Origin of the sequence: Bacillus sp. FSL E2-8887 (assembly GCF_038007205.1) — a bacterium.
Classification (GTDB): domain Bacteria; phylum Bacillota; class Bacilli; order Bacillales; family Bacillaceae_G; genus Bacillus_A; species Bacillus_A mycoides.
Genome location: NZ_JBBOWS010000001.1, coordinates 1,082,418 through 1,109,203, shown reverse-complemented (window position 1 = coordinate 1,109,203; position 26,786 = coordinate 1,082,418). Strand labels below are relative to the sequence as shown.

Sequence of the window (26,786 nt, the reverse complement as noted above, 5' to 3'; positions counted from 1 at the left end):
TTATGCACTCTCGCATACACTATTCCATTTTGCATAAAACGGAATGTTAATCATTTCCGCTACCGCCTTCACCACTCGGGACTTGACTCCTAGAGAATATGTACATGCTGAGCGCACACAAAAAGGAGAAGTCTATGTGACCTTCTCCTTTTTTAGGAATAAGAGATGATATCAGCCGCTATCCCTTTTTCACTAACAATTTTTTGATATTTACGACTCACTGAAGATTGGCTGATTCCAAGAGCTTTTGCAGCCTTAGTCGTTGTTTTGTACTGCTTCATTGCAAGTAAAATCAATTGTTCTTCTACAGAATGTAGTGCTTCTTGTAATGGTAATACTCTTGTAATAGCTGGTTTTGATTTTTTAAAGTCATAACCAGTTGTTAAAAACTTACTAACAAACTCCGCTTCAATTACTGGATCGTCTGCTGATACTACTAAACGTTCAATCATATTTTGTAATTCACGTACATTTCCTGGCCATGAGTAAAACTCTAGTAAGCTAAGCGCATCTGGAGTTAAATGATAATTTTTATTATATTTTTCATTTAACTGTTGTAAGAAATGAAAGGCAAGTACCGGAACATCTTCCATTCGCTCTCGTAAAGAAGGAACTCGCAGTGGAATTACATTTAGCCGATAAAACAAATCTTCACGGAATGTTCCAGATTCGACCATCTTTTCAAGGCTCTTATTTGTAGCAGCAATAATTTGTACATTTATTTTCGTAGGGATTGTACTTCCAATAGGAATTACTTCTTGTTCCTGTAGGACTCTAAGCAATTTCACTTGCAAATGTAAAGGCATTTCTCCAATTTCATCTAAAAATAAAATACCTTGATCCGCCCGCTTAAAATATCCTTCTTTTCCATTTTTATCGGCTCCTGTAAAAGCACCTTTCGTATAACCAAATAGTTCACTTTCTAACAAAGTTTCTGGAATTGCACCACAATTTAATTTTAAAAATGGCTTTGAAGATCGGTTTCCAAGTTGATGAATTGCCTGAGCAATTACTTCTTTTCCGACGCCAGATTCTCCAGAAATAAGAACATTGGAAGAAAAATCTGCTATTTTTTTAGCTTGGTTAATAATTTGCTCCATTTTCGGACTACAGTAAATAAGCTTCTTAAGAAAACGATCTTTATTTTTAAAGTCATCTAACTCCTTCTTATATTGCTCTGATATCTTCTTTATTTCATGTAATTCCGTCTTCAATCTCGTTGCTTCGGTAATATCCCTTGAGGCAATAATAATACGATGAAGCTCTCCGTTTTCATTAAATACAGGGTTTCCAACTGCTAATATTTTTCTTCCGCTTTTTGTTTCTTGTACAACTGATACCTTTTTTTGTTTTTCCAACACTAATCGCGTAACAGAAGGACTGAATAATCCTTTATTTTCTAATTCTAAAAGATTTTTTCCTAAAAGGTCTTTCAAACTACTCCCCCAAAAATCATTGATAACAGTTTCACTATAACGAATTAATTCCCCTTTATGATTAACAACTAATATTTCATCATAAATACTAGACAAGATTGCATGTAAATCTTCATTTAAATCCTTTATATATTCAATTTCCATCGCCATGTCCTCGACCATCGGCAAATCTTGCACAATAATAACCATTCCTTCAATACTTTGATCAAAGTTTGGAATTGGACTATAGTCAACTAATACACCCATCTCATTTGTGATTTGTAATTGATTCAAGATCGTTTTTCCCGTTGTAAATACGTTATTAATGTGCTCTTCGTTAAAAATCAGTTTTGCTGGTACATTCATAACTTTTTCAGGAGTCGATTTAATCATCTTCAAACCAGACTCATTGCAATTTACAATTTTCTTTTCACGATCTACTACAAAAATCCCCATTGGAATAGACGTTAAAATAATTTTTAATATATCAACACTCTGATTTTCTTGTTTAAATAGTTCTGCAAAAACATCCTCTCTTCTTATATATCCTGTTAGCTCATCCATTTCATTTTTTACTATTGCAATCGGCGCTCCAATAATTTGAAAAAGAGCTGTTAAAGAAATATCTTTACTAAGATGACATATTGTATCTAGTGAAACAGCATTTGAAAGCAATACCTTAGCAGTTAATCCCTTACTATTTGATAGCAGATCCTTCACATGAACGTATGCAAATAATTTCTCTTCTCTTTTTAAAAATAGAAAAGATTCTTTTATATTTTCAACATCTATATTCCATTCCTTTTCAGATTGATCGATAGGTAGAGAAACAATAGGTCTAATTTTTTTATGAGCAATGGAAAACATGCTGCTATTCCTCCTTTGAACTATATAATTTGTATTGTATCATTAAATACAGATTTTTTTAATTAATCTGAAAATAAAACGTTTTTTTCTTTACTTAATAAAAAAAGGAAGATGAACGCCTCCATCTTCCTCATTGTTCTATCATTAATCACTACCACTAACGAAAAGGTCTTCTTGAATATAAGCTAATACCATACCTGGAATTACTTTATCTCCCGCTTCTACTTCTAAAGATTGAACTTCTCCACTACATCCCATCTTAATTACTTCCAGTTTACCATTCATATCTTTAATAGCGAATAATGGCTCCCATTCATAAATTCGAGAATCCTTATCGATAGACACTTTTTCAATTATTCCATAACACGGACTCGTAATAATATCATAATACATAATCAATCATCCCTTTCTTTTATTCTATTAATATTGTTCTTCTAACCTTTGTGACTGAAAACACCCCGCTTTTATATTTTTACTAATTGTACAAAGCAATAATTGTGCCAAATGAAAATACTATATTGATCATCATTTATCAGCCATACTCCCTAGACTTGCCTCTCTTCCTTATGAACCGTTGAATGAATTATGCAATACTGCATGGTTGCCCAATCTTCAAAGAAAAAAACATCGGATCCATTCCCGATGTCTTTTTCTTTTTTATCCCGCTATTTGTGGGCAGTAAAACTCCCACCTCAAAATTCGGCTGGAGCAAAGAAGTTAGGTGGGAGCCCCGCTGCCCGTAAACGCCCGATTGGTGAGGGCTAATAATCGGAGGGGGATGAACACCCCCCCACTGATTATAGTTTCACTTTATATTTCCTGTGCTTCTTCAAAATGCATTTGCGGAGGAGCTGAACGGAACATATTTGTAACATATAGAAGGTACCCAATTCCAATAGCAGCCCAGCAAAGTCCCAAAATAAGTGAATGGATATTGAGATTAAACCACAGTACGGCTACAGTAGCAGCACCCAAAATAGGCATAACTAAGTAATTTAAGAAATCTTTTATCGTCTTATATCTTTTTTGCTTGATTATATAGTAAGAAATTACAGACAAATTAACAAATGTAAATGCAATAAGCGCTCCAAAGTTAATAAGAGATGCTGCTGTTTCTAAATCAATGAATATAGCGAAGAGCGAAATAATTCCTACAAAAATAATATTATATACTGGGGTTCTCCAGCGAGGATGAATGTATCCGAATATTTTCTTCGGAATTACATTATCTCGCCCCATTACGTATAATAATCGAGATACACTTGTATGAGAAGCTAAACCGGACGCAAGTGTCCCCATAAGGGTTCCTACTAAAAAGAAAGCTTGAAATAATTTCCCGCCAACATATAGTGCAATTTCTGGAGATGCTGATTCTTGATTTTTAAATACAGATGTATCTGGAAACATAGATTGTGTAAAATACGTAGTAGTAATGAATAAAACTCCGCCGATTAAAGCAGTAAGAAAAATAGCTCGAGGAATTGTTTTCTTCGCGTTTGGTGTCTCTTCTGAAAATGTAGTTACTGCATCAAAACCTAAAAACGAGAAACAAAGAATTGTCGCACCTGCAACTAACGGTGATATTTGTATATCTGATTGAAAAAACGGCTGAATGGAAAAGATTTCTCCTGTTCCCTCTCCCGATAATAAACCTTTTATAACTAGAAAAACAAACACGGCCATTACTAACACCTGAAATATTACTAAGAAAGTATTGAAATTAGCAGTAGCATTTACGCTAATCATGTTTATTAATGTAATCAGGAGAACAAAGCCAATGACCCATACCCAATTAGGAACACTTGGGAAAAATGCTGACATATAAATTCTCGTTAATAGTGCGTTCACCATTGGTAGAAACAAATAATCCAATAATGCGGACCATCCAACAAGAAACCCAAGCCTTGCACTAATTGTCTTCTGTGTATACGTATAAGCAGATCCTGCCGTAGGAAAAACCTTTACCATTTTGCCGTAGCTTGCAGCGGTAAACAACATCCCTGCTAATGCAATAAGATAAGCTCCTGGAACATGACCACCCGTTTTTTCAGAAACGATTCCAAATGTATCAAACCCAACCATCGGTGTCATATACCCGACCCCTAGCATAACAATTGACCAAAGCCCTAATGAACGTTTTAAACCAACTACTTTTCCCACCTATCATTCCTCCTACTTTCTCTATCTAATTTCCATTTAAAAATCGACAGTTAAAAGGAAGCGTTTTCAAACGACTATATATCACACCGCATATTACCTCCCTTTTTGTTACTTTTTAAATATTCATGCAATTTTTAAGCCAAAATTTCTAGCATTTGAAAATTCAATACTAAAAAGAACGTATAGGTGGAGTTGGTCCTCATTTCTTCTCATTTTTTATTCATTTTGACATAAGTTATTCAATCTCTCATACGACTAAATATGAAAAATAAAACTTTAATCCTTGTTTTTTCATTCCCACTTCCTCAAAAATTGGGCTTTTACAAGATTAAAATATTCCCATGAAATAATAACATTATGTAAACTATTCATAGCAAAAAAGCTGTCTTTTCTATAAAGACAGCTTTTTCTATAACACTATATTAAAAATTGAATACGAAGTCATCGTCTGCTAACTTTTCAACATTCGTTGCTTTTACGTAACCATTTCCTTTTACAGAGAAGAAGTCATGGTTTTTCGTATCTGTACGTAAACCATTTAAAACGATTGGGTTAATTTCTTCTTCCTCAAACTTCGGCTCAAGTCCTAAGTTCATAAGTCCTTTATTCGCATTGTAACGAACGAAACGATTTACATCCTCTACAAGACCGATAGAAGTGTAAATTTCTTCTGTATATGCCAATTCAATTTCATACAGTTCCATTAATAACTCTTGCGTTTCCGCTTGTACTTCTTGTTGCTCTTCTGCAGAAAGTTCTGTGAAGATTTGTTGTGCTAAAATACCAACGAATACGCCGTGAATTGACTCGTCACGAATTATTAAGTTAATAATCTCACCACTTGCCGTCAATTTACCTTGACCCGCTAAGTAAAGTGGATAGAAGAATCCACTATAGAATAAGTAACTTTCTAAGAACACACTTGCTACCATTGCCATGTATAACTCTTTTTTCGTTACTTCAGGCTTTAATAAGCGACGATAGTAACTAGTAACAATACCAGCTTTTTTCTCAAGTAATGGATGGTTATCTACCCATTCAAAAATATCATCAATTTCTTCTTCAGTAGCTAACGTTGTGAAAATATGGCTGTAACTCTTCGCATGTACTTCTTCCATAGCGCCCATGAAAGCTAATACACTTTTCGCTTGTAAATTTTCAAGATGAACAAGTACAAGTGGCATCCCTTCGCCACCTTGTTTCGTATCTAAAAGTGTTAAACCACCTAATACACGCTTATAAGCAATTTGCTCTTCTTTTGATAATTGTGCCCAAGTATTTTTGTCAGAAGACACTGCGATTTCTTCTTCTGTCCAAAACTGAGCGATGTTTTGCTTCCAAAACATTAAACTAAAATCATCTTCTTTTTTGTTCCAGTTTACCGCACGCATTAAATCGCCCCTTCTCTAAATAAACATAAAAAATTGATAACTAAGCATGAGCAGGGTTCAGAAAAACCCTGCTCATAATGTCTCACTTTTTATATTAAACGGTACAAGCCACGCACTCTTCCACGCTTAATTTACGTGTTCTCGTATAATAAAGACTCTTCAAGCCTTTTTTATGTGCATAAATGTAGTAACGTGCTAACTCACGTGTTGAAATATCACTATTAACATAAAGAATTGTACTAATTCCTTGGTCAATATGTTCTTGAACTTCTGCGATTAAATCAATTAATTTAAACTGATTCATATCATAAGAAGATTTATAGTACCAGAACGTATCTTTTGATAAATACGGCATTGGATAATATGTTGTCGCATTCGCATACGTTCTTGATTCAATTTGACTTACGATTGGCATTACGCTTGAAGTTGCATTTTGAACGTAACTGATCGATTGTGTCGGAGCGATTGCAAGACGATATGAGTTGTATAAACCATTCTTCTGTACTTGCTCTTTTAAACTTGTCCAATCTTCTTTTGTTGGAATATGAATTCCTTCAAATAATTGCTGAATTTTTTCAGTTACTGGGCTGTAATCTGTCGTTTCATACTTTTCAAAGTATGTGCCGTTTGCATAATCAGACTTATCGAAGTCTTTAAATGTTTCGCCTTTTTCTTTAGCGATCTCCATACTTTTCTCAATCGAGTAGTAATTTAACATCATAAAGAATGTACGAGCGAATTCTTTCGCTTCAGCACTTTCATAAGCGATTTTATTTTTTGCTAAATATCCATGTAAGTTCATTGCTCCAAGTCCAACTGAATGAAGCTCATCATTTGCTTTTTTCACAGTTGGGGCATTCGGAATGATCGTCATATCAGAAACAGCTGTTAAAGCTTCCATTCCCGCATGAACTGCTTCACGAATTTCTTTATTTTCCATTACGTTTACGATATTTAACGATCCTAAGTTACAGTTAATATCACGGCGGATAATGTCTTCTGTACCGTAATCATTTATTTCAGAAGTTTCTTGTAGCTGGAAGATTTCTGTACATAAGTTCGACATCTTCACAGTTCCAATATCCTTCAGTGGATGCTGGTTATTTGCATTTGATTTAAACATTAAGTATGGGTAACCAGACTCAAGCTGAATCATAGCAATTTTAATAAGCATATCACGCGCACTAATATCTAGTGGCTTCTTCTTCACTTTCGGATTGCTCATTAATTCATCGTACATTTCGTCGATATCTATATCATCTAAATGTTTTCCGTACTCTTTAAATACTGTATAAGGCGCGAAAACATGGAAAGGTTCGTTTTTCTCAGCAAGCTCAAAGAACTTACTTGGAACGATAATTCCGATTGATAGAGACTGAATACGGCTCTTCTCATCGGCATTTATTTTTTTGGTATCAAGGAATTCAATAATATCCCAATGGAAAATGTTTAAGTATACTGCACCTGCACCTTTTCGTTGCATATTGTTACTCCATATCGTCAAAACGTATGGGGGATAGTCATTTCTGCTATCCTCTCTATATCGCTATAGAGTTCAGACCATATCTTCTTCTCGCCAAATTCTTCATTTAACCATTTATCATATGTTTGATGCACATGAATATGGCATAAACTATAATAAATGTATACACCCTTTGAATTTGGTTGTTTTGAGAAGCCAGGTTCGAGCTACTTAGTCACCTACATAGCCACTTGGTCGTTGAACCTTCTCCTTATCTAATAAATTTAGGAGCTCGGCTGCTGATTTCCTGCAATCTTGGATTTTCAGGGTTCGCTACGTAATTTCTTCGTAGTATCCTACCTTGATATACTCAGGCGTTCCAGCAATTGACCTGGTTTTATAGTTGAGCCATAAAGTTAACCCAACTGATTCGCATACGAAAACGAATCTTCAAGTAATTTCATAACAGGTACTACACCACTTGCGGCGTTATCAATACCTTTAATTTGCTCACCACGTGCACGTAGCTTAGATAAGTTTAAAGCTACTCCACCACCGATTTTCGATAATTGCATTGCAGTATTAATGTTAAAGCCGATTGAATTTAAGCTATCATCCATTTCTAACAAGAAACAAGACACCATTTCTCCTCTTCTGCTTCGTCCCGCATTTAAAAAGGTTGGTGTCGCTGGTTGGTAGTTTTGTTTTACAATCATGCTTGCGAAGTGTTTTGCCTTCGCAACATCACCGCGTCCTAAGTATAATGACACAATTGCTACACGATCTTCATAGCTTTCTAAGTATTGTTTTTGATCATTCGTTTTTAACGCATAATCTTTATAGAACTTAGATGCTGCCATATAAGATTGGAACTCGAAGTTTTCACCATAAGCGATGTTATAAACTCCTTCTACTTCCTCCAAGCTATACTCGTCCAGAACGTTGTAATAGTAATCATGTTCTTTCATATACTCCATTCGCTCTGCCACGCTATTAAAATGAACGGTATTCTCTCTAGCTTCTTCCATAAAGACTTCTAATGCCTCTTTATCTTTATGAAGCTGATAAAAACCGTCCTGCATTTGCGTGATTTCATTATTCAGTTCAATGTGTCGCAATCTCCCGCACCCTTTCTTTAAAATATTCTACATCATTATTTGTTCCAGATAACTCAAATTTTGATACAATAGGCACTTCATATTTAGTAGAGATTTTGTCAGCACTTGCACCAAACATGTCTCCCCAATTACGATTGCCACTTGCAGATACGCCTTTTAATTTTTCATTATTGCGTTCTAAAAAGTCTAAAACACGTTCCGGTACATTTCCAAAACCTGTTGTATACGTAATAAGAATAAAGTCTTCATCTAATACTAGAGCTTCATCAATTTGAACGGCCGGCATATTTAATTTGTGAATGAAACGCTTCACGTTTCCTGTCATAGAATCATATGCAACTAACATTTCCGACCCTCCCTCTCCAATCTATATTCTCTGTATGTCGTTTCTTGATTTCTCTATATATTGTATTACGTTTCAAAATAAGACACAAGATATATGTATAAATTCTTTCTTTTTTTAACTTTTACTTTTCGACATGACCGTCGATTTTTTTCAATACAAAGACTATGAAACAACATTCTAAAACTCATGTCAATAAAGTGCTTTTCAAAAAAGTTGTCAACGAATTTAACCTTATTTTTAAAAAAGTTACCAATATTTTTTGTCATAAAACAGTAAATGCTGGAGTAATATATTTCTCCAGCATCACGCAAAAAAGAACAGATATTAAACGATAATCTGTTCTAACAAACGATTACATTTATCAATTTTACTTTATTAAATATTATACATATTCTTTCGTTCCTCGTTACATACTAAAAGATAACTATTATAGAAAAAGATTATTATTATGGAACTTCAATTTATTTATGAAAAAAATTATTCAGGGTGCTCAATACGCAAAATATCTCTTACAAATATATGATGTGGATTCTCATCTTTATCGAGCATTGTACATATAGGAGCTTCTTCATCAAAGTATACGATCATTCCTTCTACGTACTGATATGTATGTTGAACTTGTACCGTTACTTTAATTTCTACTGCTTGTTCATACGCCCTTTTTATTTTCTGAAGCATTTTTGCTGAACATTTTCGTTTTTCTGGATACATAACCATTCCCATAAACCTATTCCCAGCTCTATCTTTCCACATATAATCCCAATGTGGCAATATGCCTTGTTTAAAATCCCCCATAATTCTCCTCTCCTTTATCTTCTATTTATGAACGTGGTGTTTCTGAATATGTATAAATTACCTGTCCACCGCGCTGTGCGTTCCCGATAATATGTTTAAAATCTTCTCGATTCACAACAACTTCTCTGAACGTATAAAATACATCTTTCTTCGCAACATACTCCTTTATTTCATCATTTTTCAGCTGATCCAAAATTGTATTTGCTAATTGTTTATCCATGTATTTCACCTCTCTGCAATATTTTATTCTATCGCATCTTCTATAGGTCCACAACGGTAAAATTATCCCGTTACTATTATGTAATTCACTTTCATTATTTTTATATCTATATCACTTTATTATATTCGCACTAAATATCATATACTAACATAGCTACTTCTCTATATCAAACTTTTTGATGCCCTGTATAACAAAGTTCCAAATCACTGTTTGATATTTTATTTTATGCTACAATATACATTTAGAACTAGGAGGGATACTATGATTCGGAAAGCAAAAAAGACAGATGCGGTAGAAGTAGCACCTTTATTGTATAACGCTCTGCACGAAATTGCTGAAAAAATCACAGGTAGCACAGTTGAAGCAAAAGTAATACTAGGACTTGAAACATGGTTCGTAAAAGAAAATAATCGATTGAGCTATGAAAACTGTTTAGTGGCTGAACAAGGTGGAAAGGTAGTTGGGGTTATTGTCGTTTATCACGGTAGTGACGCTGAACAACTTGATGCACCAATCATACACTACTTAAGAGAACTACATGAAGACGAATCCATTACGTTAGAAAAAGAAGCTGAACTTGATGAGTATTATATTGACACGTTGTCAGTTTCAAGTATGTACAGTGGACGTGGTATTGGCTCTAAATTAATCGATGCAGCTGAACTTCATGCAACTGAAAAAGGGCATGAAAAAATCGCCTTACTTGTTAATTTAGAAAACAAACGCGCTTTTTCACTATATGAAAAACTTGGTTTCAAAGAAGATAAAACCGTTATGCTCGTCGGTGAACCGTATGCCCATCTAATAAAACCATTACGGTCATTGGTTTCTATATCTTAAAAGGACAATTCTTTTTTACTTGTTATGCAGAGAAAGAGGCTGCCAAAGGGACAGCCTCTTTTAAATTAATTTTGTATTTAATACATTTCCATCCATCGCCTCATGAAATGTATACGTTGTACATCCCCATGGCTTCCTATGGAAAATAGGCGAACCAGACCACCCCATTGCCCTCAGTTCAGTCCCAATCATCGCATTAAAATAACTATGACCTACAAGGGCAATATGTCCATGTACGAGCCCATAGCGGTGCAACATATTAGCGGCTTGCCTTGCTCTTTCTCGTACTTCCTTATAAGACTCAACCTCTTTACTATAACCAACTATCCATCGTGTACGTCCAATAAACATCCATACATTCGGTTTACATTTCAACCATTTTGGAGCATAAAAACTCGTTGGAACTTCAGCTTCCCTAAAAAGAGGATTTTGCACAAAAGATAGGGAATCCAATAACTCAGCCGCTGACTGTACAGCGCGCCTTTGATCACTCGTTACAACCAGTTTCGCTGATTCAATCGCCTCAATTGTTTCAATTGGTATAGGAGTTTCTTTTACTGTAGTCCCTAAATCATATTGCTTCATCCATTCACGAAATGAAATAATTGTCATTGGCTCTATAGTACTGTCCAAACGACCATGACGAATAAAAGAAATTCGCATTCTTTCCACTCCCCATTCATCACTTACGAACTATATTACGTACTATTTCTTCTTGCCATCATACCATGCATAAAAAGAAAGTTATATATCCCCACCACTATCATGTGTTATCGAAGTGTGCACACCATCCAGTCCATCAAAATATGTAGTTGTTTCATGATGACGCACTTTTTTCAACTGTATATATGAAAATAAAAATAATAAAATCGCTATAAAGCTCCCCACAATTTCAAACATCATTTTCCAGCCCCTAATTTCTCCCACTTTAGTAGGTCATTGTATCTTTTATTATACTCCCGTATAAAGATGTATGCATTTTCATCATTCTTCTCCTAAACAATATTTTTTACATATTTCCTTACAAAAAGTGAATATTTTTCGAATTTTTACTTTGGAAACATTTACAAAGTAGTAAATATAGTTCAAAATAAGAAGAAATAAAAAAGCCCAAATTATTCTTTTTTTGGGAAAACTGGAACAAGGAGAGTTGCTTATGCAGATCGCAGAAACTGGAGATATCATTGAATTTAAAGGTGGAATGCAAGGCCGTGTTCAAAAGGTAAATCAAAACTCCGTTATTGTTGATATAACAATTATGGAGAATTTTAGAGAACTAGATATGGAACCTCTTACAGTTGTAAGCCATAAAAACTATACTGTCATTAATCAACATGCATAATATAATAGAAAGAAAGGATCTGTATATCATACAGATCCTTTCTTTCTATATTAACGATTATCGATCTTTTCTGGATATAAATCGTGATTCATCATGCGGTAGTCTGCCATTTTCTCATACTTAGTTCCTGGGCGGCCGTAGTTACAGTAAGGATCGATTGAAATACCACCACGTGGTGTAAATTTCCCCCATACCTCAATATAGCGTGGATCCATTAATTTAATTAAATCATTCATAATAACGTTCATGCAATCTTCGTGGAAGTCACCATGATTTCGGAAGCTAAATAAATATAGCTTTAAAGATTTACTCTCTACCATTCTTTGTTCTGGAATGTAGCTAATATAAATTGTTGCAAAATCTGGTTGTCCTGTTTTCGGACATAAACTTGTAAATTCAGGACAATTGAATTTTACAAAGTAATCACGGTTTGGATGGTTATTATCAAATACCTCTAAAATTTCCGGGCTATATTCAAATACATATTTTGTATTTTGATTTCCTAATAATGTTACATCTTTTAAATCTTCATCTAATCTTCCTGCCATTTTAAACATCCCTTCTCATTATACCCCTCGTTTATTTCCCCATACTAACGCATGAAGCTGAGGCAGTACTTTCGCATCATTCATTTCTTTACAATTCACAGCTTTTTCAATAAGCCACTCATATTTTTCTAATAGTTTTTTTATAAGCACCGCATCATCCACTGTTTTCGTATCATCATTCCCTACTTGTAAGAAAAATGGTACATTCGGATAACGCTCGTGCATCTTAACTGCATATTCAAAATCTTGATCATCGAATACTACTACTTTTAAACTAAAATCTTTCCCTGCTAGTTTATGAATAACAGAATCTAACATCTGAAAATCTGTTTTCATAGTTGAACTTGGTGGTTTTGGAGAAATCGTTACCTCATCAATTTGAAGCAACCAATCTTGCCATTTACTCCCTTGCGTTTCTACCGCTGTTCGCATTCCATTCTCCTTTAATATAGAAAGAAGAAATTGCATATTTTTCAGCAAAACAGGATTTCCACCCGAAATCGTAACATGAGAAAAATTTTCTCCACCAATTTCTATAAGCTCATTCCAAATGTCTTCCGGTGTCATTTGTTTAATTTGATCTTTGGCCGATCCATCCCATGTAAAAGCAGAATCACACCAAGCACAGCTATAATCACAGCCCGCTGTACGGATAAACATTGTCTTTTGTCCTACAACCATTCCTTCTCCTTGAATGGTTGGACCAAATATTTCTAAGACGGGGATTTTACTCATCGAGCATCCACTCCCGTCTTACTTCCGCATAACTAGTCGGCGTCTCAAAAAGACGAACAAATTCAACACGAGCTCCCTTATATTCGTTCGCACGATTATCTTTCGTTAATGCTTCTGCCATCTTTTCATAAATCCAAACGACCATATTTTCAGCAGTCGTATTCATTTCTGGCAATGTTTCGTTTAAATAACGATGATCTAAATAAATTTCTATTTCATTTTTCCAAATCTCTTTTATATCTCCAAAGTCAATTGCAAGGCCTATTTCATTTACATATCCGCTAATTCCAAATACGACTTTATATGTGTGTCCATGTAAATTTTTACATTTCCCTTCATAGCAGTGTAAATGGTGCGCTGCGTCAAATGTAAATTCCTTGCTGACCATTACTCTTTTATTATGATATTTGAGTTGTTCACGCTGAATATCCTTGTCCATTTTTTGCAAATTTTCTACGATGCGAAATCCAAAAAAGTTATCCATTAGTTGCTCGCTCCTTCGCGTTCTTGTAGATACGTATCTAATCCCGCTTTACGAAGTTGACATGCTGGACATTCACCGCAACCATCACCAATGATTCCGTTATAACATGTTAATGTTTTTTCTCTAACAAACTCAAATGCTCCAAGTTCATCAGATAATTTCCATGTCTCTGCTTTATCAATCCACATAAGTGGTGTATGAATAATAAACGGATAATCCATAGATAAATTTAATGTAACGTTTAATGATTTCACAAACACGTCACGACAATCTGGATAACCACTGAAATCAGTTTCACATACACCCGTTACAATATGACGTGCTCCAACTTGTTTTGCTAATACAGCCGCAAATGATAAAAATAGTAAATTTCGTCCATCTACAAATGTTGATGGCAATTCACCTTCTTCATGTGTAATCTCCATATCCGTTCTCGTTAACGCATTTGGAGCAAGTTGATTTAATAGGCTCATATCTAGTATCGTATGTTTAATTCCTAGCTCTTTCGCAATTTCCGCTGCACAATCAATTTCTAATTTATGACGTTGATTGTAGTTAAATGTTACAGCTTCCACTTCTTCAAACTGCTGTATCGCCCAAAATAAACATGTTGTACTATCTTGTCCACCACTAAAAACAACAACTGCTTTTTCTTTTTTCATTTCACTCATTCTCCTTCTCTACTACGAATAAGAAGAAAGAACGTTCTTGAACTGTCACAATAAAAAAACAAAACAATACCTAATGATATTGTTGTTTCCATAGTTTTTTATAGAGGGAGTTCGCGAACCTCTCCCATGCAGTGCACGGAATTTCTTCTTTCATTGACAAAGATTATTGTAACATATTGTATACTACCAGAAAAAATTTCTGATTTTTTCCGCTATTTCGCATTTCATTTATTTCATTTTATAGTATGATTAATTTAATGTTAAAAGAGAGGAGGCATCCCACTGGAACTCTTTATTATTTACCTCTTTTTAAATATATTATCTATTCTCGTTACAATGCTCGTATATCATTTATTTTGGAATCAGAAAGGGAAACGATCTCCTAAATTAAATTCAGCCATATTTATTGTATTGTGTTGCCTCGCTACCATACTATGTATCACTTTCGCAGCAAAAACAAATAATGGTTTTCAGTTCGACATGCGACATATCGTATTAATTGTCGGCACGTTAACGGGAGGGCCTATTGCTGGTGGTTCTATTTTAGCTGTATTAAACATTTATCGCTTTTTATTGGGAGGAATAGGTGCGTTTCCATCCTTTATCGCTTCTATTCTCCTATTTATTGTTCTACTATTAACATACAAATTTTTCAATCGAAGTTCTAATCATATAAAAATAACACTTGCTATTTTTTACAGTCTTACTTATGGATTTGGTTGGATACCATTTTTCCTTGCAAGTGTTACAAATGAGGCAGATTATATACCACATATCATTGTGTACGAACTATGTACGATGATTGGTACGATCCTTATTTTATATTTACTACACATATTACAAATGCAAGTTCGTCTCCAAAATGAACTTATGAACGCTGAGAAATTTCATTTAATCGGCGAAATGGCAGCTTCTATCTCTCATGAAATTCGTAATCCTTTAACTGCAACGAAAGGTTTTTTACAACTTTTACAGTCAGATGCATGTTCTGAGAAAGAACGAAAATTATATATCGACATAGCCATTAATGGTATCGAACAAGCAAATCACGTTCTTACAGACTACTTAACTTTTGCAAAACCGAGTATTGAAAAAGAACAAAAATTACAAGTAGAGGAAGAATTACTTCATGCGTTGTCTTTGATCACACCTCTCGCCAATTTAGCAAATGTTCGTATAAATTATATAAAACAAAGTACATCTTTCTTTATCGCTGGCGAAAAGCAAAAACTGAACCAATGTTTATTAAATATTTTTAAAAATTGTATTGAGGCTATGCCTACAGGTGGCGACCTTATTCTTACATTAGTTCCAGACCATAAACATATACAATTATATATAAAAGATACAGGAGTTGGTATGGATCAAGAACAAATAAAACGCCTTGGATCACCTTTCTACTCAACGAAAGAAAAAGGTACCGGACTCGGAATGATGGTCGTCTTCAGCGTCATTCAAGCAATGGATGGAAAGATTGATATTATGAGCGAAAAAGGTACAGGTACAACTTTCTTATTAACTTTCCCACTCATACAAAAAACGTGATGAACTTCATCACGTTTTTTCTGTTCCTTCAACTAATTCTGCAAAAGCTTTCACTTTCCCATGCGGCTTTTGATTTTCTTTCCGAGCTTTCCAGGCGCGCTCTTCTTCTCTCTTTTTCTTTGACATGCTTTTCAACTCCTTCTTTTCTTTTCTCCATGTAGTATTCCAAAATGAGAAAGAAAACTATGCATGAGTAAAAAAGAAAAGAAGCGGTTCCCCACTTCTTTCATTTTAACGCTGTAAAATTGCATGTTTCGCTTCTTTTAGCTGTGTAAGATGTCTTTGTTCGTGTAAATCTAGAAATTGAACCCATTGATATAAATTCAAATCATTAAAAATAGGATGTTTTAATCCATTTTCAAATAATTCTTTTTCATCTATTACACTATGAAGGGCATGTAATAATTCTTGTCGTGAATGTTCTAGTAATTGAATTCCTTGCAGTTTTTTCATTAATGTTTCTGTTGGTTTCATTTGTTGAGGAGCTTCCCTTTTATGTGTGCGATCAAGCGTAAGTTGGAGGTCTTTAAATGGAGCAATTTTTCTTTCTTTTTTTTGCAAAGCATATACAAGGGCAGATGTGACAGACTGTTCAACTAAATGCAAATGATGCAAAATTTGAATAATACTCCATTTATCACGGCGTGGCTTTACATTCACCTCCGTATCATTTAACATTTCAATTTCTGATAACAGCGTGCTTCGTGTAGACTGTAATGAGTGGACTAAAGTTTCTAAACTAACATCCATATTAGATTGAAGCATAGTTCTTTCCCCCCTTTTGTTGGTGAAAAGGGGCGCTCCCCATTAGAAACACCCCTAAAATAATTCTGAATTTTCTTTTATTATCTCATCATTTTTCTATTATGTCGATGTTAAACATAGGAAAAAAGTGCATGTTTTTTACAATTTTGTGTCGTCAACAGCACGTAACCACGCTTCAATTTCTGTAATTACACTTTTTACACACCCTTCAGCGAATGGTGATGTTAAATTTGCAACTTCTACTAATTCTAAGAATGATTTACTTCCACCTTGTTGACAAAGATTCACATAATCTTCCCAAGCCTCTTGTCTATTATCTCTTGCACGTTTCCAAAATTGCAGTGCACAAATTTGAGCTAACGTGTAGTCAATATAATAGAAAGGTGAGCTATAAATATGACCTTGACGTTGCCAGAAACCACCACGCTCTAAATAATCATTATCTTCATAATCACGATGTGGTAAATACTTCTTCTCTATGTTACGCCATGCTGACTTACGTTCTGCTGGCGATGCTTCTGGATTTTCATATACATAATGTTGATATTCATCTACAGATACACCGTACGGTAAAAATAGAAGTGCTGAACTTAAGTGTGAGAAATAATATTTATCCGCATCTTCTTCAAAGAATAACTTCATCCATGGCCATGTAAAGAATTCCATACTCATTGAATGGATTTCACATGCTTCATATGTTGGCCAATTATATTCTGGAATTTCATACTTACGACTTTCATATACTTGGAAAGCATGACCAGCTTCATGTGTTAATACATCAATGTCCCCAGACGTTCCATTAAAGTTTGAGAAGATGAATGGCGCTTTATAATTCTCGATATATGTACAATATCCACCACCAGCTTTTCCTTTTTTCGCAACTAAATCTAATAAATCATTATCGAGCATGAAATTAAAAAACTCATCTGTTTCAGCTGATAATTCTTTATACATCGTTTTCCCGTGATTAATAATCCAATCGGCATCGCCTTTTGGAGTTGGATTACCTGTAGCAAACTCAAAGTTTTCATCATAATAAGCGAGCTTTTCTACACCAATGCGTGCTTTTTGTCTATTTCTTAACTCGGTTGCAACTGGAACGATATAATCTAATACTTGCTGACGATAGTTCGCTACCATTTCAGCATTATAATCTGTACGATACATTCTTGCATATCCTAATTCAACAAAGTTTTTAAAACCAAGTGTTTTTGCGATTTTCGTTCTCACTTTAACAAGCTCATCATAAATACGATCTAACTCTTCCTCGTTCTCAGCTAAAAATCCGTAGTATGCTTCACTTGCTGCTTTGCGTTCACTTCTTTCTTTTCCTTGCATAAACGGAATAAGTTGCGATAACGTTCTTTCTTCTCCTGCAAAGTCAATCTTTGCAGATGCTAATAACTGTGTATATTGCGAAGACAATTTATTCTCTAATTGTAAATCTTTCACTACTTCATCTGAATATGTTTTTAAATCACATTCAGCTAGAGCAAATAATTGCTTTCCATAATACGCTTCTAATTCTTCGCGGAATGGAGAATGAATTAACGCATTATAATACTTTGTACCATACCCTTGTACAACTGGAGAGAATTCATCAAAGAAATCCTGCTCATCCTTATAAAAGGCATCTGTCGTATCAACAGAATGACGAATGTAACAAAGGTTCCCCATTGTACCAAAGTCATTACGAATTTCGTTAATTGAATTGATAACTTGTTTTTGTTCTTCTACAGTTTTTGTGTTATCAAACTTCTCTAAAGCAACAGTAAATTTCCCTTTTAATTCTTCAATATTTGGCCGTTTATATTCATAGTCTTTAAATGACATGAACGAGCCCCCTCTCCATTATATGCATCATTATTATAATTCAATTCTTACTTACAAATCTCCTCTTATTCTTCAGCAAAATGCGGTAGATGATGTCATAAATACATGCACACAAAAAAGCCTTGGATTTCTTTATCCAAAGCTCCTTTGGAACATATCATCATTTTTCATACTTTCCAATTTTTTTCAATAGCTCGAGTAATTCATCCTTCTCATCCTTCGTTAACATTTCAAAAGACTGATATATAACTTGCTCATGACCTGGAAAAATAGAAGCAATAAAGCTCTCTCCAGCCTCCGTTAATTGTGCATAAATAACACGCCTATCATTTGGACATGGAATTCGTTTTACAAGCCCTTTTTTCTCTAGCTTATCTACAACGTATGTAATGCTGCCACTAGCTATTAAAATACGCTCACCGATTTGCTGAAGTGGTTGGCCTCCTTTATGATATAGTAATTCTAATACAGCAAACTCAGTTGGATTTAATCCGTTACTTTGTATGGATTTATTTGTAGTATCCATAACAGAACGATGTACACGGGATAATGCAATAAATACTTTTAAAGATTGAGAAATGTCTTCTCGCTCATTATTTGATGTCATACCATTTCAACCCTTCACTTAAATTCTCCGCAACAAAAAGAAAAGCAACGTAGCACTTCATTACAACTTCCGAATGAATGTTCACTCATTCCTTTTCCTTTCCCTAATGTAATGCAAATGATTCTTGAATAAAAACATGACAATTTTAACATAGTTTATATATAATGATAATAAAAAAAGAAGGAGTACCAAATTTGAAAGTCAAATTACAAAGCATAGTTTTTTACATACTGCTTGTTATACTGCCAACGATAGGGATTGGTGCCACATTTTTTTCATATCACACTTATCAAATGAAACAGGCAAACAAACTATCTGCTCACACTGTTCTCTTTTTATATAGAGACTATTTAGACCATCACCTTGGTGAAGCTATATCTGCCTTAGAAATGCTCGCAAAAGTCGTAGGGACCGAAACTGGAAACATCAATGGGATTAAACAGATTGTACATGATACCGATGGAAATGATGAACGTTTTTCCGGTCTATATTACGCTACGACAGATGGGATGATTACACTCGCATCCCAAGGCGATTCGCCGCCTATTGACGTTTCTGACCGCCAATACATCCAAGATGCGTTGCAATCTAAGAAAACAACTGTATCATCAGTTATTACAGATCGCGTTCTTGGACATCAAGCTATTATGATTGCGTCTCCAATATTTAATAGACAAAAGGAACTCTCAGGCTTATTATTAGCAAGTTTACGCTTTGACTACATTTCAGCCTCTTTAAATGCTATTAAACCACAATATCATTTCGAAGTGACTGATAAACATGATGTAGTTTTTCTAACCGATGATAATAACGAAACAAGCGATGGGCATTCTAACATGCTTACTACCCCACTCCAAAGATTAAATTGGAAAGTCTCTGTTTCTCCGTTACCTATTCATCAACAAACTTTATACCAGTTAGTTTCAATAGAGTGTATAGCTACTTTATTTTTAATGTCTATTTTATTTTTACTTGCTCAATATATGTTATTAAAACGTCAAACAAAACTAGAAAGACAACAAAATGAACTACAAAAAATTGAATTGGTTGGAACTTTTGCAGCTAGTACAGCTCATGAAATCCGTAACCCTCTTACTGGAATTAAAGGACTCGTTGCTCTGTTAAAAGAGAAATATAAAGATGAACAGGATCAGTTCTACTTTTCCGTAATCGAGCAAGAAATAGAGCGGATTAATGAAATTGTAAGCGAATTTCTTATTCTTGGAAAACCAACTGCCATCATTGAACAAACATATGATGTAAGAACGATTCTTAATGAGGTAGCATTAATTATCCAATCTGAATCGAATCTACATAACATTGTATTTCATTTACATTTGCCAGACCATCCTGTTCATATACGTTGCTCAAAAGACCATATGAAACAAGTGGTTTTAAACATTACAAAAAATGCAATTGAAGCCATGGCTTCTGGTGATACATTAACCATTGTAGTAACAAACAACGAAAAACACGCACACTTGCAAATTATTGATACTGGAAAAGGGATTCCTAAACATATTCAAAAACACCTCTTTCATCCGTTCTTTACTAATAAAGATACTGGAACAGGTCTTGGGCTTGTTATATGTAAACGAATTGTAGAGATGTACAATGGGCATATATTTATTGATAGTAAAGAAAACAAAGGAACGACAGTTCATATAGAGATTCCATTACACATAGTATAATTATCCTTATCCTAAAAGGGTAATTATACTTATTTCATAAAACCAGCTACAAACATTCTCCAAAAATTGTTTGATTTCCCTTCATACTCAATTTGAAAAATAGGAACCTTTATAATTGAAAACCATTTCGGTGTTTGTTTTTCTTTGTAACGCTGATACTGTACGATAAGCTTGTCCAATTCTTGACTAACTTGAATTGTCTCCATACTATTTAACCCACTTGTTAATCCTAAATGAATCATTTCTTCACGTTTCATATGAATATCATGCGAAAGCTTTTCTAATGTGTACTTCCTTTTTACAGTAAACATCCATATCCCCCTTATTTTTCTTCCATACTCTCAACGCCTCATCTACTTTAGCCCTTTAAACACTTAATTCTATTTAAAATTGAAGAATCAGAAAATTTAACATTTTTCCCCTGTAATTTACAAATCTTTACCCTCACTTTGAGAATTATTACAAATTATTCTATCTTTGTAAATACATTCGCAATAATAGACATTTTTTTCATCTTCTTTTTTGTAAATACTCAGTAAACAGTGGATTCTCTATTTTCAATTTACTTTTCTTCGACATTTTTTGTTTAATTTATGTAAAAACGCAAAACATAATGATGATTGATAAAGTGAACTTTAATCAGTGGGGGTTTTGTCCATCCCCCACTAATTATTAGCCTTCACCAATCGGGCGTTTACGGGCAGTGGATTTTCCACCTAACTTCTTTACTCCAGCCAAATTTTGAGGTGGGAGTCTTACTGCCCGCAAATAGCGGGATAAAATAGAAAGGAAATATTTATATGCGCAAATATACTATTACAGTTCTCATCTTCACCCTGTTCATACCATTCTTCCTCTTTCCTATTCAAGCAAACGCTCATACGAATAAAGTTGCTATTGTCATCGATGATTTCGGCAATAATATGAAAGGCACAGATAAGATGTTATCACTTCCTATTCCACTCACTGTTGCTGTTATGCCATTTCTTCCTTCTACTAAACAAGATGCAATAGCTGCCCATAAAAAAGGGCATGAAGTTATTATACATATGCCAATGGAACCAATTAAAGGAAAAAAAGAGTGGCTTGGACCAAAAGCGATTACAACAGATTTAAGCGATGAAGAAATAAACAACCGACTCGAACAAGCAATTCAAGAAATACCTCATGCAATAGGAATGAACAATCATATGGGATCAAAAGTAACCGCTGATGAAAGGATTGTACGTCTTATACTTTCTGCCTGTAAAAAGCACGGTTTATTTTATTTAGATAGTAAAACAAACCCTAATAGTGTTGTCCCAAAAATCGGTAAAGAATTAGGCGTTCCTATTATTGAAAACCAATTATTTTTTGATGATGTATATACGGTAAGTCACATTTCAAAACAAGCACAATTACTCATAAAAAAAATCCAAGACAAACCCATTATGGTAGCTATCGGACACGTTGGGGCTCCAGGTGAAATTACATCACGTATTATCGAAACTTCTATTCCTAAAATTCGTGAGCATGCAGACTTTATTTTTTTATCTGATTTAGCATTATCTCCACCTTCTGTTTCAAAATAAAATTCATTTCTCGTACTAAAAAAGATACCTATCTACACATAGCAGATAGGTACCTTTCCTTTTCAACTTAAATATAATCTACATGACTCACCCTGAATCCCTTTTTCTCTATCTTTTCAATTAATTGCTTTAATTTTTTTTCATTTAACTCATCCGATATATTTACGATAACACGGCGAATATATTGATCACCGTTATCAAGCGTAAACAGTCCACCGATATTATATGCTTTTAATAATGTCCCAAGCTCTTTAATTGTTCCCTTACAATCTTGTGTTGCAATTGTTAATATATAACCACCCGTCCGCATACCGAACGAATCCTCAATGACATCAAATACATTAGAATGTGTTAAAATGCCGACAAATTCATTATACTCATTTAAAACCGCTAAAAACGGGAGACGACGAATAACATAAAAAGCTCTAAAAAAAGAATCCTTTTCAAAAATAAACGAATTTGGACTTTCCAGTACATCTTCTGTACTTACATCCTCTAATCTGCTATTACACTTCTTTTCTAAAAGATCTACTTTATAAATAATCCCCGTGAATTCCTTCTCATTTTCTGCTAATACAGGAATTGCGCGAAATCCCGTTTCATTCATAATTTGTAGCGCCTTTTCACCAGAATCATTCGTTTTGCAAAATGTCACCTGCTGTTTTGGCAGAAAATGATATTTAACTCGCAAAATATGTTCCTCCTTACATGTCAACATGTAATCTATATATAATAAGGAGACCTATATTTTATGAGTAAAATTTCTTTTTAAAACGCTTTCATTTTTAAGGGATGATAATCTCTGTGAATACATCTTTATATAACAGAACTTTTTGCCCCTTTTATCATTAAAAGCTTTACGTGATAGTTCATTAAATACTCTATACCTTCCAACCATTTTTTCGCTTCTTCTGGAGTTTTCCCCCACACGATCATTCCGTAATTATGAACAAGGACTACTCCTCCACCTTCAATAAAATTCGGAACATTATTTTCTAATAAATTAGCGAATTTCTTTTCATCTTCTACAATTGGAATTGTCATTTCTGTAATACCGTCTTTTCCAAAAACACGTTCCACACTACGTTTTTCGAATGTTACTTCTCCTTCTTTCCCATATAGCTCTGACATTAAATGACTATCTACAGTCTGTACTTGTAAAATGCATTCTGCACTACTTTTTTTATAAATATCCGCATGCATAAATGACTCTATAGCTGGTTTTTCTTCGTTTTCAAATACTGGCTCACACATGCAATTTACGACAATAAAATCTTCTTCAGAAAATACCCCTTTATCTCTTCCCTCTACATTCACTAAAAATGTTAATGGCTCTTTTGACGTACACATCGATAAACTAATTTTCGTACCATAAAACCAATCGCGAAGTGCCAATTCTGCTTTCACATCTTTTAATTCGTTCCATTTTTTCAGAAAAAATAACATTTCGTCACCCCCGGCGTAATATTAATATAATATTCAAATCCTTTCTATATAAAAGGAATGTTTTTTGATTATTCTAAAAATTTAATTGAATTATCACACGAGAATGCCTTTTTGTCAATATGGTTTCAGCACCTATCGGAAAAATAGGCATATCACATGTAAGCACTCCTGTCTATTTCGTACTTGATTTTGTACATATAAAAAATACGTTATTCTTCTTATTAAAGAATAACGTATTTTTCTCATTTGTTATTTAATTATTGCGTTATATAAAAATTGTGCGTATTGTTCACGTGTTACGAAATCATCACCTGAAAAATTACCTTTGCCGTCACCTTTTGATACTTTATTATCCACTAAAGCTTTCACATATCCTTCCGCCCAATGACCAGATGGCACATCTTTAAAGCTCTCTACATTATTTTCATTTTCCTTTAACTGGAATACTCTTTGTAATACCACTGCCATTTCATAACGAGTTAATACTCCATCTGGACGGAACTTATCATTACCGTATCCTGTCATAATTCCAGCTTGTACCACTGCATCAATAGCCTTTTCATACATATTTCCTTTCGTATCTGTAAACATCGTTTTTTGTTCTAAATCAGTGTCTAATTTTAAATACCTTTGTATTAGAAGTGCTACTTGCCCGCGAGTAATGTTGTCACCAAATCCAAATTGCCCATTTCCATAGCCTATAAATAACTTTTCTTTCGCTAAATAGTTAATTGCTTCTTCTGACCAATGACCCTTTGGCACATCTTTAAATTCAATTACTTCTTCCGCTACTTTTTCATTTACAACATTTTGAATAACAGACCCTGTGAAGAAGATTCCTGTATCCGCAAATGGATCTTTCACACCAAATTCATATACTTTCTCACCTGGTGTACTCCACTTAACTACATCGTTACTATACATACCACCTTCACTCTTCAAACGAATTTTTGTAGAGATTTTACCATCTTTTTCGTATACAGGTACTTTCACTTCTTTATTTACTTCTGTGTCCGCTAAAAAGACTTTTTGATTTTGAACATTAATGTAAGCTGTCTTACTTAGTTCCACAACTGGTCTCACATCGCGGATTTCATTTGCAACAAAACTTAAATATACTAACTTATTCAACTTACTAACTGGCGATAAGTCTGAAATATAATTTGCTTCTAAATCAAGTTTTTGTAAGTTTACTAGATTTGATAATGGAGTAATATCCTTTAACTCATTATTAGGTAAATCTAATTCTGTAAGCTGAGTCATTTTAGCAAGTGGTGTCACATCTTCAATTTGATTTTTACCGATAAATAATTTATTTAATTGATTCATTTGATCAATACCCGATAAATCTTTAACCTTATTACGCGTTAATACTAAGTCCTTTAAAGGTAATGAATATAACGGTTTAATATCTTCAATTTGATTACCTGCTAAAGTTAAGTATGTTACATTTTTCAATGCGCTTAATGGAGCAACATCCGTAATTTTATTATTTGCTAAATTCAAGTAATCTAGTTGTTCCATTTTCGCTAATGCTGTTACATCTTCTATTTGGTTGCCTGATAGATATAAACTTTTTACATTTTTCATTTCAATTAGTGGTGCAACGTTTGTAATTTTATTATTACTCAAATCAAGAGATTCTAAATTTTCCATCTTAACAAGTGGTGTTACATCTGAAAATTCATTACCTCGCAAAGCTAAATGATTTAATTGCTTTAAATTCGCAAAGAACGACGGATCTGTTATCTTCGCATTCGCAACTGTTAAAGATTTTAAATTTGGCATATATTTTAATGCACTATAATCCAGAATCTCATTCGTGTTTAAAAACAAGTCCTTTACTTGTAATAACTCTTCTTTCGTAATTGGTGTATTTAAATCTTTTCTATTAAATACTTTTTTATTAACAAGTTCTCTTAATTTGTTATCTGTTATCATATTTTGATTATCAACTGGATTATCTGTTTCCGTATTGCCTGAATTAGAGTTATCATCTGGTTTCTCTGTTTCTTTTTCACCTACAGTTGGATCTTTAATTTCAAATTGAACTTGATATTTGTGATCATATCCAATAGCCGGAATAAATATATGCATTTGCATATTGTGCTTCTGCTCAAATTCGCCAATTTCAAATTGGACTACTTTCGTTCCATTTTTTCTTTTATCTTCTGACAGAACTTTCACATCATGAAATACACCAGGTTGATTTCTATCTTCTATTCTAAGATATTGAAAATAATCGCTATCTTGTATTGTTACAGTAACGATTTTTTTCCCATCTTCAATTGCTACTTTAGGATTTTTTATGTACTGAGAAACCATAGATGGCTCATCTTTTTGATCCTTATATATTTTAATCTCAGTATCATACGTGCGATCACTGGCTGCTGCTACCGACTGGTTTGCTTCAATTTTTATTGCTGCTAACGCTGGAGTAGAATACGCAGCAAATGGAATAGCTAATGTTGTTGCTACTACTAGAGCTTTAATATAACTTTTTTTCAAAATAATATCCCCTTATCTTATATATATATTCCAATTGATAATTACTATCAATCGCTAACATAATAAATGATAATGAATCTCATTATCATTGTCAACAAGAATATTACATTAAGTTTATATTTCCATAGATAAAAAATAAAAAACCCTTTACTCAAAGGGCTTTTTTGCCTATCGTATGAAGGATTTCACTTTTTTCTTTTTCATTAATAACACCAATTTTTTGCAAAATGTTTGCATACAATACAAGTTTATTATATATCCGTTCCGACATACTTTCCCTTCTTTCCTTCGACCAACTTTTTTTGTATTGGTAAATTATATGAACGAGATGAGAAAATGTGTCCACTTTTTGCATAAATACAAAGCTTTTATTTTTTTACTTGCTGATAGTAAAACTCCCACCTAAAAATTAGGTGGGAGTTTTAA

The 26,786-nt window shown here is 33.9% G+C and carries 26 protein-coding genes, 2 pseudogenes and 1 riboswitch; of the genes and pseudogenes, 5 read left to right on the top strand and 23 right to left on the bottom strand.

Translation table 11 applies throughout. The features are described from left to right. Positions 1–152: 152 nt before the first annotated feature. The 9 genes and pseudogenes from NSQ08_RS05465 to NSQ08_RS05425 form a co-directional block, all read right to left on the bottom strand. Positions 153–2,282, bottom strand: a complete 2,130-nt coding sequence (locus NSQ08_RS05465) for a sigma 54-interacting transcriptional regulator (protein WP_063219081.1) — start codon at positions 2,280–2,282, stop codon at positions 153–155. Positions 2,283–2,426: 144 nt separating this feature from the next. Beyond that, entirely contained in the window at positions 2,427–2,675 is a 249-nt protein-coding gene (locus tag NSQ08_RS05460) for a hypothetical protein (RefSeq protein WP_002011502.1), read from the bottom strand. Between the two features lie 417 nt (positions 2,676–3,092). After that, complete coding sequence (locus NSQ08_RS05455; protein WP_078175598.1) at positions 3,093–4,442, bottom strand: APC family permease; 1,350 nt, start codon at positions 4,440–4,442, stop codon at positions 3,093–3,095. Positions 4,443–4,864: 422 nt separating this feature from the next. Next, positions 4,865–5,833: a class 1b ribonucleoside-diphosphate reductase subunit beta gene (gene nrdF, locus NSQ08_RS05450; protein ID WP_078175596.1), complete on the bottom strand. Its 969-nt coding sequence runs from the start codon at positions 5,831–5,833 to the stop codon at positions 4,865–4,867. A 94-nt stretch (positions 5,834–5,927) separates the two neighbouring features. Then, positions 5,928–7,313: pseudogene (locus NSQ08_RS05445) on the bottom strand (ribonucleoside-diphosphate reductase subunit alpha); the annotation flags it as partial. Between the two features lie 401 nt (positions 7,314–7,714). Further along, positions 7,715–8,413 (bottom strand): annotated as a pseudogene (locus NSQ08_RS05440) (ribonucleotide reductase N-terminal alpha domain-containing protein); the annotation flags it as partial. Continuing rightward, positions 8,400–8,759: a class Ib ribonucleoside-diphosphate reductase assembly flavoprotein NrdI gene (gene nrdI / locus NSQ08_RS05435; protein ID WP_000959445.1), complete on the bottom strand. Its 360-nt coding sequence runs from the start codon at positions 8,757–8,759 to the stop codon at positions 8,400–8,402. The gene nrdI and the pseudogene NSQ08_RS05440, both read right to left, overlap by 14 nt. 477 nt (positions 8,760–9,236) lie before the next feature. After that, the gene (locus NSQ08_RS05430) at positions 9,237–9,554 is read right to left on the bottom strand and encodes a hypothetical protein (RefSeq protein ID WP_002030565.1); all 318 of its coding nucleotides are present in this window, start codon (positions 9,552–9,554) and stop codon (positions 9,237–9,239) included. A gap of 25 nt (positions 9,555–9,579) precedes the next feature. After that, on the bottom strand, positions 9,580–9,774 hold the full coding sequence (locus NSQ08_RS05425) for a hypothetical protein (protein ID WP_002030563.1): 195 nt from the start codon (positions 9,772–9,774) through the stop codon (positions 9,580–9,582). A 261-nt stretch (positions 9,775–10,035) separates the two neighbouring features. Between NSQ08_RS05425 and NSQ08_RS05420 the strand changes: the two genes are divergently transcribed. Next, complete coding sequence (locus tag NSQ08_RS05420; protein WP_078175594.1) at positions 10,036–10,614, top strand: GNAT family N-acetyltransferase; 579 nt, start codon at positions 10,036–10,038, stop codon at positions 10,612–10,614. Between the two features lie 60 nt (positions 10,615–10,674). Here NSQ08_RS05420 and NSQ08_RS05415 read toward each other — a convergent pair whose 3' ends face one another. Both NSQ08_RS05415 and NSQ08_RS05410 read right to left on the bottom strand, forming a co-directional pair. Further along, positions 10,675–11,277, bottom strand: coding sequence for a histidine phosphatase family protein (locus tag NSQ08_RS05415; protein ID WP_078175592.1), 603 nt, complete (start codon positions 11,275–11,277; stop codon positions 10,675–10,677). An 81-nt stretch (positions 11,278–11,358) separates the two neighbouring features. Beyond that, entirely contained in the window at positions 11,359–11,517 is a 159-nt protein-coding gene (locus NSQ08_RS05410; protein WP_002086806.1) for a hypothetical protein, read from the bottom strand. Positions 11,518–11,770: 253 nt separating this feature from the next. Here NSQ08_RS05410 and NSQ08_RS05405 point away from each other — a divergent pair, with 253 nt between their 5' ends. Next, entirely contained in the window at positions 11,771–11,956 is a 186-nt protein-coding gene (locus NSQ08_RS05405; RefSeq protein ID WP_002064385.1) for a YkvS family protein, read from the top strand. 50 nt (positions 11,957–12,006) lie between these two features. Here NSQ08_RS05405 and queF read toward each other — a convergent pair whose 3' ends face one another. From queF to queC, 4 genes are read right to left on the bottom strand one after another with little or no spacing between them, the layout of a single operon-like run. Beyond that, a complete protein-coding gene (gene queF / locus NSQ08_RS05400; RefSeq protein ID WP_002140938.1) occupies positions 12,007–12,504 on the bottom strand; it encodes a preQ(1) synthase in 498 nt (165 codons plus the stop codon). A gap of 18 nt (positions 12,505–12,522) precedes the next feature. Further along, entirely contained in the window at positions 12,523–13,239 is a 717-nt protein-coding gene (gene queE, locus NSQ08_RS05395) for a 7-carboxy-7-deazaguanine synthase QueE (RefSeq protein WP_078175590.1), read from the bottom strand. Beyond that, the gene (queD, locus tag NSQ08_RS05390) at positions 13,232–13,723 is read right to left on the bottom strand and encodes a 6-carboxytetrahydropterin synthase QueD (RefSeq protein WP_002011526.1); all 492 of its coding nucleotides are present in this window, start codon (positions 13,721–13,723) and stop codon (positions 13,232–13,234) included. The genes queE and queD overlap by 8 nt, the downstream gene beginning before the upstream one ends. Next, positions 13,723–14,385, bottom strand: coding sequence for a 7-cyano-7-deazaguanine synthase QueC (gene queC / locus NSQ08_RS05385; RefSeq protein WP_078175588.1), 663 nt, complete (start codon positions 14,383–14,385; stop codon positions 13,723–13,725). Before queC ends, queD begins: the two co-directional genes overlap by 1 nt. A 93-nt stretch (positions 14,386–14,478) precedes the next feature. Further along, a riboswitch (PreQ1 riboswitch) is annotated at positions 14,479–14,522 on the bottom strand. 208 nt (positions 14,523–14,730) lie between these two features. Between queC and NSQ08_RS05380 the strand changes: the two genes are divergently transcribed. Continuing rightward, positions 14,731–15,939 carry an ATP-binding protein gene (locus tag NSQ08_RS05380; RefSeq protein WP_002140936.1) on the top strand — a complete coding sequence of 403 codons (1,209 nt, stop codon included), beginning with the start codon at positions 14,731–14,733 and terminating at the stop codon, positions 15,937–15,939. Positions 15,940–15,948: 9 nt separating this feature from the next. Here the strand turns inward: NSQ08_RS05380 and NSQ08_RS05375 are convergent, their stop codons facing one another. From NSQ08_RS05375 to NSQ08_RS05360, 4 genes are all read right to left on the bottom strand, one after another. Next, the gene (locus tag NSQ08_RS05375) at positions 15,949–16,065 is read right to left on the bottom strand and encodes a DUF6254 family protein (protein ID WP_000038354.1); all 117 of its coding nucleotides are present in this window, start codon (positions 16,063–16,065) and stop codon (positions 15,949–15,951) included. Between the two features lie 105 nt (positions 16,066–16,170). Next, positions 16,171–16,704 (bottom strand): DinB family protein, encoded by a 534-nt coding sequence (locus tag NSQ08_RS05370; RefSeq protein ID WP_078175586.1) that lies wholly within the window; start codon positions 16,702–16,704, stop codon positions 16,171–16,173. 138 nt (positions 16,705–16,842) lie between these two features. Next, positions 16,843–18,537, bottom strand: a complete 1,695-nt coding sequence (locus NSQ08_RS05365; protein WP_340772322.1) for a M3 family oligoendopeptidase — start codon at positions 18,535–18,537, stop codon at positions 16,843–16,845. 160 nt (positions 18,538–18,697) lie between these two features. Next, positions 18,698–19,144 (bottom strand): MarR family winged helix-turn-helix transcriptional regulator, encoded by a 447-nt coding sequence (locus tag NSQ08_RS05360; protein ID WP_078175583.1) that lies wholly within the window; start codon positions 19,142–19,144, stop codon positions 18,698–18,700. 194 nt (positions 19,145–19,338) lie between these two features. On the opposite strand from NSQ08_RS05360, the gene NSQ08_RS05355 reads away from it, so the two are divergent. Continuing rightward, entirely contained in the window at positions 19,339–20,835 is a 1,497-nt protein-coding gene (locus NSQ08_RS05355) for a DUF3149 domain-containing protein (protein WP_002140933.1), read from the top strand. 29 nt (positions 20,836–20,864) lie between these two features. Here the strand turns inward: NSQ08_RS05355 and NSQ08_RS05350 are convergent, their stop codons facing one another. Next, positions 20,865–21,146 carry an aspartyl-phosphate phosphatase Spo0E family protein gene (locus NSQ08_RS05350; RefSeq protein WP_002030543.1) on the bottom strand — a complete coding sequence of 94 codons (282 nt, stop codon included), beginning with the start codon at positions 21,144–21,146 and terminating at the stop codon, positions 20,865–20,867. 489 nt (positions 21,147–21,635) lie between these two features. Here NSQ08_RS05350 and NSQ08_RS05345 point away from each other — a divergent pair, with 489 nt between their 5' ends. Beyond that, positions 21,636–22,406 carry a divergent polysaccharide deacetylase family protein gene (locus tag NSQ08_RS05345; protein WP_078175581.1) on the top strand — a complete coding sequence of 257 codons (771 nt, stop codon included), beginning with the start codon at positions 21,636–21,638 and terminating at the stop codon, positions 22,404–22,406. A gap of 67 nt (positions 22,407–22,473) precedes the next feature. On the opposite strand, the gene cbpA is transcribed toward NSQ08_RS05345, so the two are convergent. The 3 genes from cbpA to NSQ08_RS05330 all read right to left on the bottom strand — a co-directional run bounded on the left by cbpA (position 22,474) and on the right by NSQ08_RS05330 (position 26,360). Then, positions 22,474–23,097 (bottom strand): cyclic di-AMP binding protein CbpA, encoded by a 624-nt coding sequence (gene cbpA / locus NSQ08_RS05340; protein WP_002086818.1) that lies wholly within the window; start codon positions 23,095–23,097, stop codon positions 22,474–22,476. Positions 23,098–23,222: 125 nt separating this feature from the next. Beyond that, complete coding sequence (locus tag NSQ08_RS05335) at positions 23,223–23,852, bottom strand: class II aldolase/adducin family protein (protein ID WP_002011549.1); 630 nt, start codon at positions 23,850–23,852, stop codon at positions 23,223–23,225. Positions 23,853–24,101: 249 nt separating this feature from the next. Further along, complete coding sequence (locus tag NSQ08_RS05330; protein WP_340772314.1) at positions 24,102–26,360, bottom strand: NEAT domain-containing leucine-rich repeat protein; 2,259 nt, start codon at positions 26,358–26,360, stop codon at positions 24,102–24,104. Positions 26,361–26,786 lie beyond the last annotated feature (426 nt).

Bases quoted from the DNA above. Each gene is read 5' to 3' on its own strand.
- NSQ08_RS05420 (WP_078175594.1), top strand. From the start codon at position 10,036: ATGATTCGGAAAGCAAAAAAGACAGATGCGGTAGAAGTAGCACCTTTA.
- NSQ08_RS05335 (WP_002011549.1), bottom strand. From the start codon at position 23,852: ATGTTATTTTTTCTGAAAAAATGGAACGAATTAAAAGATGTGAAAGCA.
- queE (WP_078175590.1), bottom strand. From the start codon at position 13,239: ATGAGTAAAATCCCCGTCTTAGAAATATTTGGTCCAACCATTCAAGGA.
- NSQ08_RS05365 (WP_340772322.1), bottom strand. From the start codon at position 18,537: ATGTCATTTAAAGACTATGAATATAAACGGCCAAATATTGAAGAATTA.
- NSQ08_RS05460 (WP_002011502.1), bottom strand. From the start codon at position 2,675: ATGTATTATGATATTATTACGAGTCCGTGTTATGGAATAATTGAAAAA.
- NSQ08_RS05465 (WP_063219081.1), bottom strand. From the start codon at position 2,282: ATGTTTTCCATTGCTCATAAAAAAATTAGACCTATTGTTTCTCTACCT.
- NSQ08_RS05350 (WP_002030543.1), bottom strand. From the start codon at position 21,146: ATGTTTACTGTAAAAAGGAAGTACACATTAGAAAAGCTTTCGCATGAT.
- NSQ08_RS05425 (WP_002030563.1), bottom strand. From the start codon at position 9,774: ATGGATAAACAATTAGCAAATACAATTTTGGATCAGCTGAAAAATGAT.
- NSQ08_RS05430 (WP_002030565.1), bottom strand. From the start codon at position 9,554: ATGGGGGATTTTAAACAAGGCATATTGCCACATTGGGATTATATGTGG.
- NSQ08_RS05405 (WP_002064385.1), top strand. From the start codon at position 11,771: ATGCAGATCGCAGAAACTGGAGATATCATTGAATTTAAAGGTGGAATG.
- nrdI (WP_000959445.1), bottom strand. From the start codon at position 8,759: ATGTTAGTTGCATATGATTCTATGACAGGAAACGTGAAGCGTTTCATT.
- NSQ08_RS05375 (WP_000038354.1), bottom strand. From the start codon at position 16,065: ATGTCAAAGAAAAAGAGAGAAGAAGAGCGCGCCTGGAAAGCTCGGAAA.
- NSQ08_RS05360 (WP_078175583.1), bottom strand. From the start codon at position 19,144: ATGACATCAAATAATGAGCGAGAAGACATTTCTCAATCTTTAAAAGTA.
- NSQ08_RS05380 (WP_002140936.1), top strand. From the start codon at position 14,731: ATGCTCGTATATCATTTATTTTGGAATCAGAAAGGGAAACGATCTCCT.
- nrdF (WP_078175596.1), bottom strand. From the start codon at position 5,833: ATGCGTGCGGTAAACTGGAACAAAAAAGAAGATGATTTTAGTTTAATG.
- queF (WP_002140938.1), bottom strand. From the start codon at position 12,504: ATGGCAGGAAGATTAGATGAAGATTTAAAAGATGTAACATTATTAGGA.
- NSQ08_RS05415 (WP_078175592.1), bottom strand. From the start codon at position 11,277: ATGCGAATTTCTTTTATTCGTCATGGTCGTTTGGACAGTACTATAGAG.
- queC (WP_078175588.1), bottom strand. From the start codon at position 14,385: ATGAAAAAAGAAAAAGCAGTTGTTGTTTTTAGTGGTGGACAAGATAGT.
- NSQ08_RS05410 (WP_002086806.1), bottom strand. From the start codon at position 11,517: ATGATGTTTGAAATTGTGGGGAGCTTTATAGCGATTTTATTATTTTTA.
- queD (WP_002011526.1), bottom strand. From the start codon at position 13,723: ATGGATAACTTTTTTGGATTTCGCATCGTAGAAAATTTGCAAAAAATG.
- NSQ08_RS05370 (WP_078175586.1), bottom strand. From the start codon at position 16,704: ATGCTTCAATCTAATATGGATGTTAGTTTAGAAACTTTAGTCCACTCA.
- NSQ08_RS05345 (WP_078175581.1), top strand. From the start codon at position 21,636: ATGCGCAAATATACTATTACAGTTCTCATCTTCACCCTGTTCATACCA.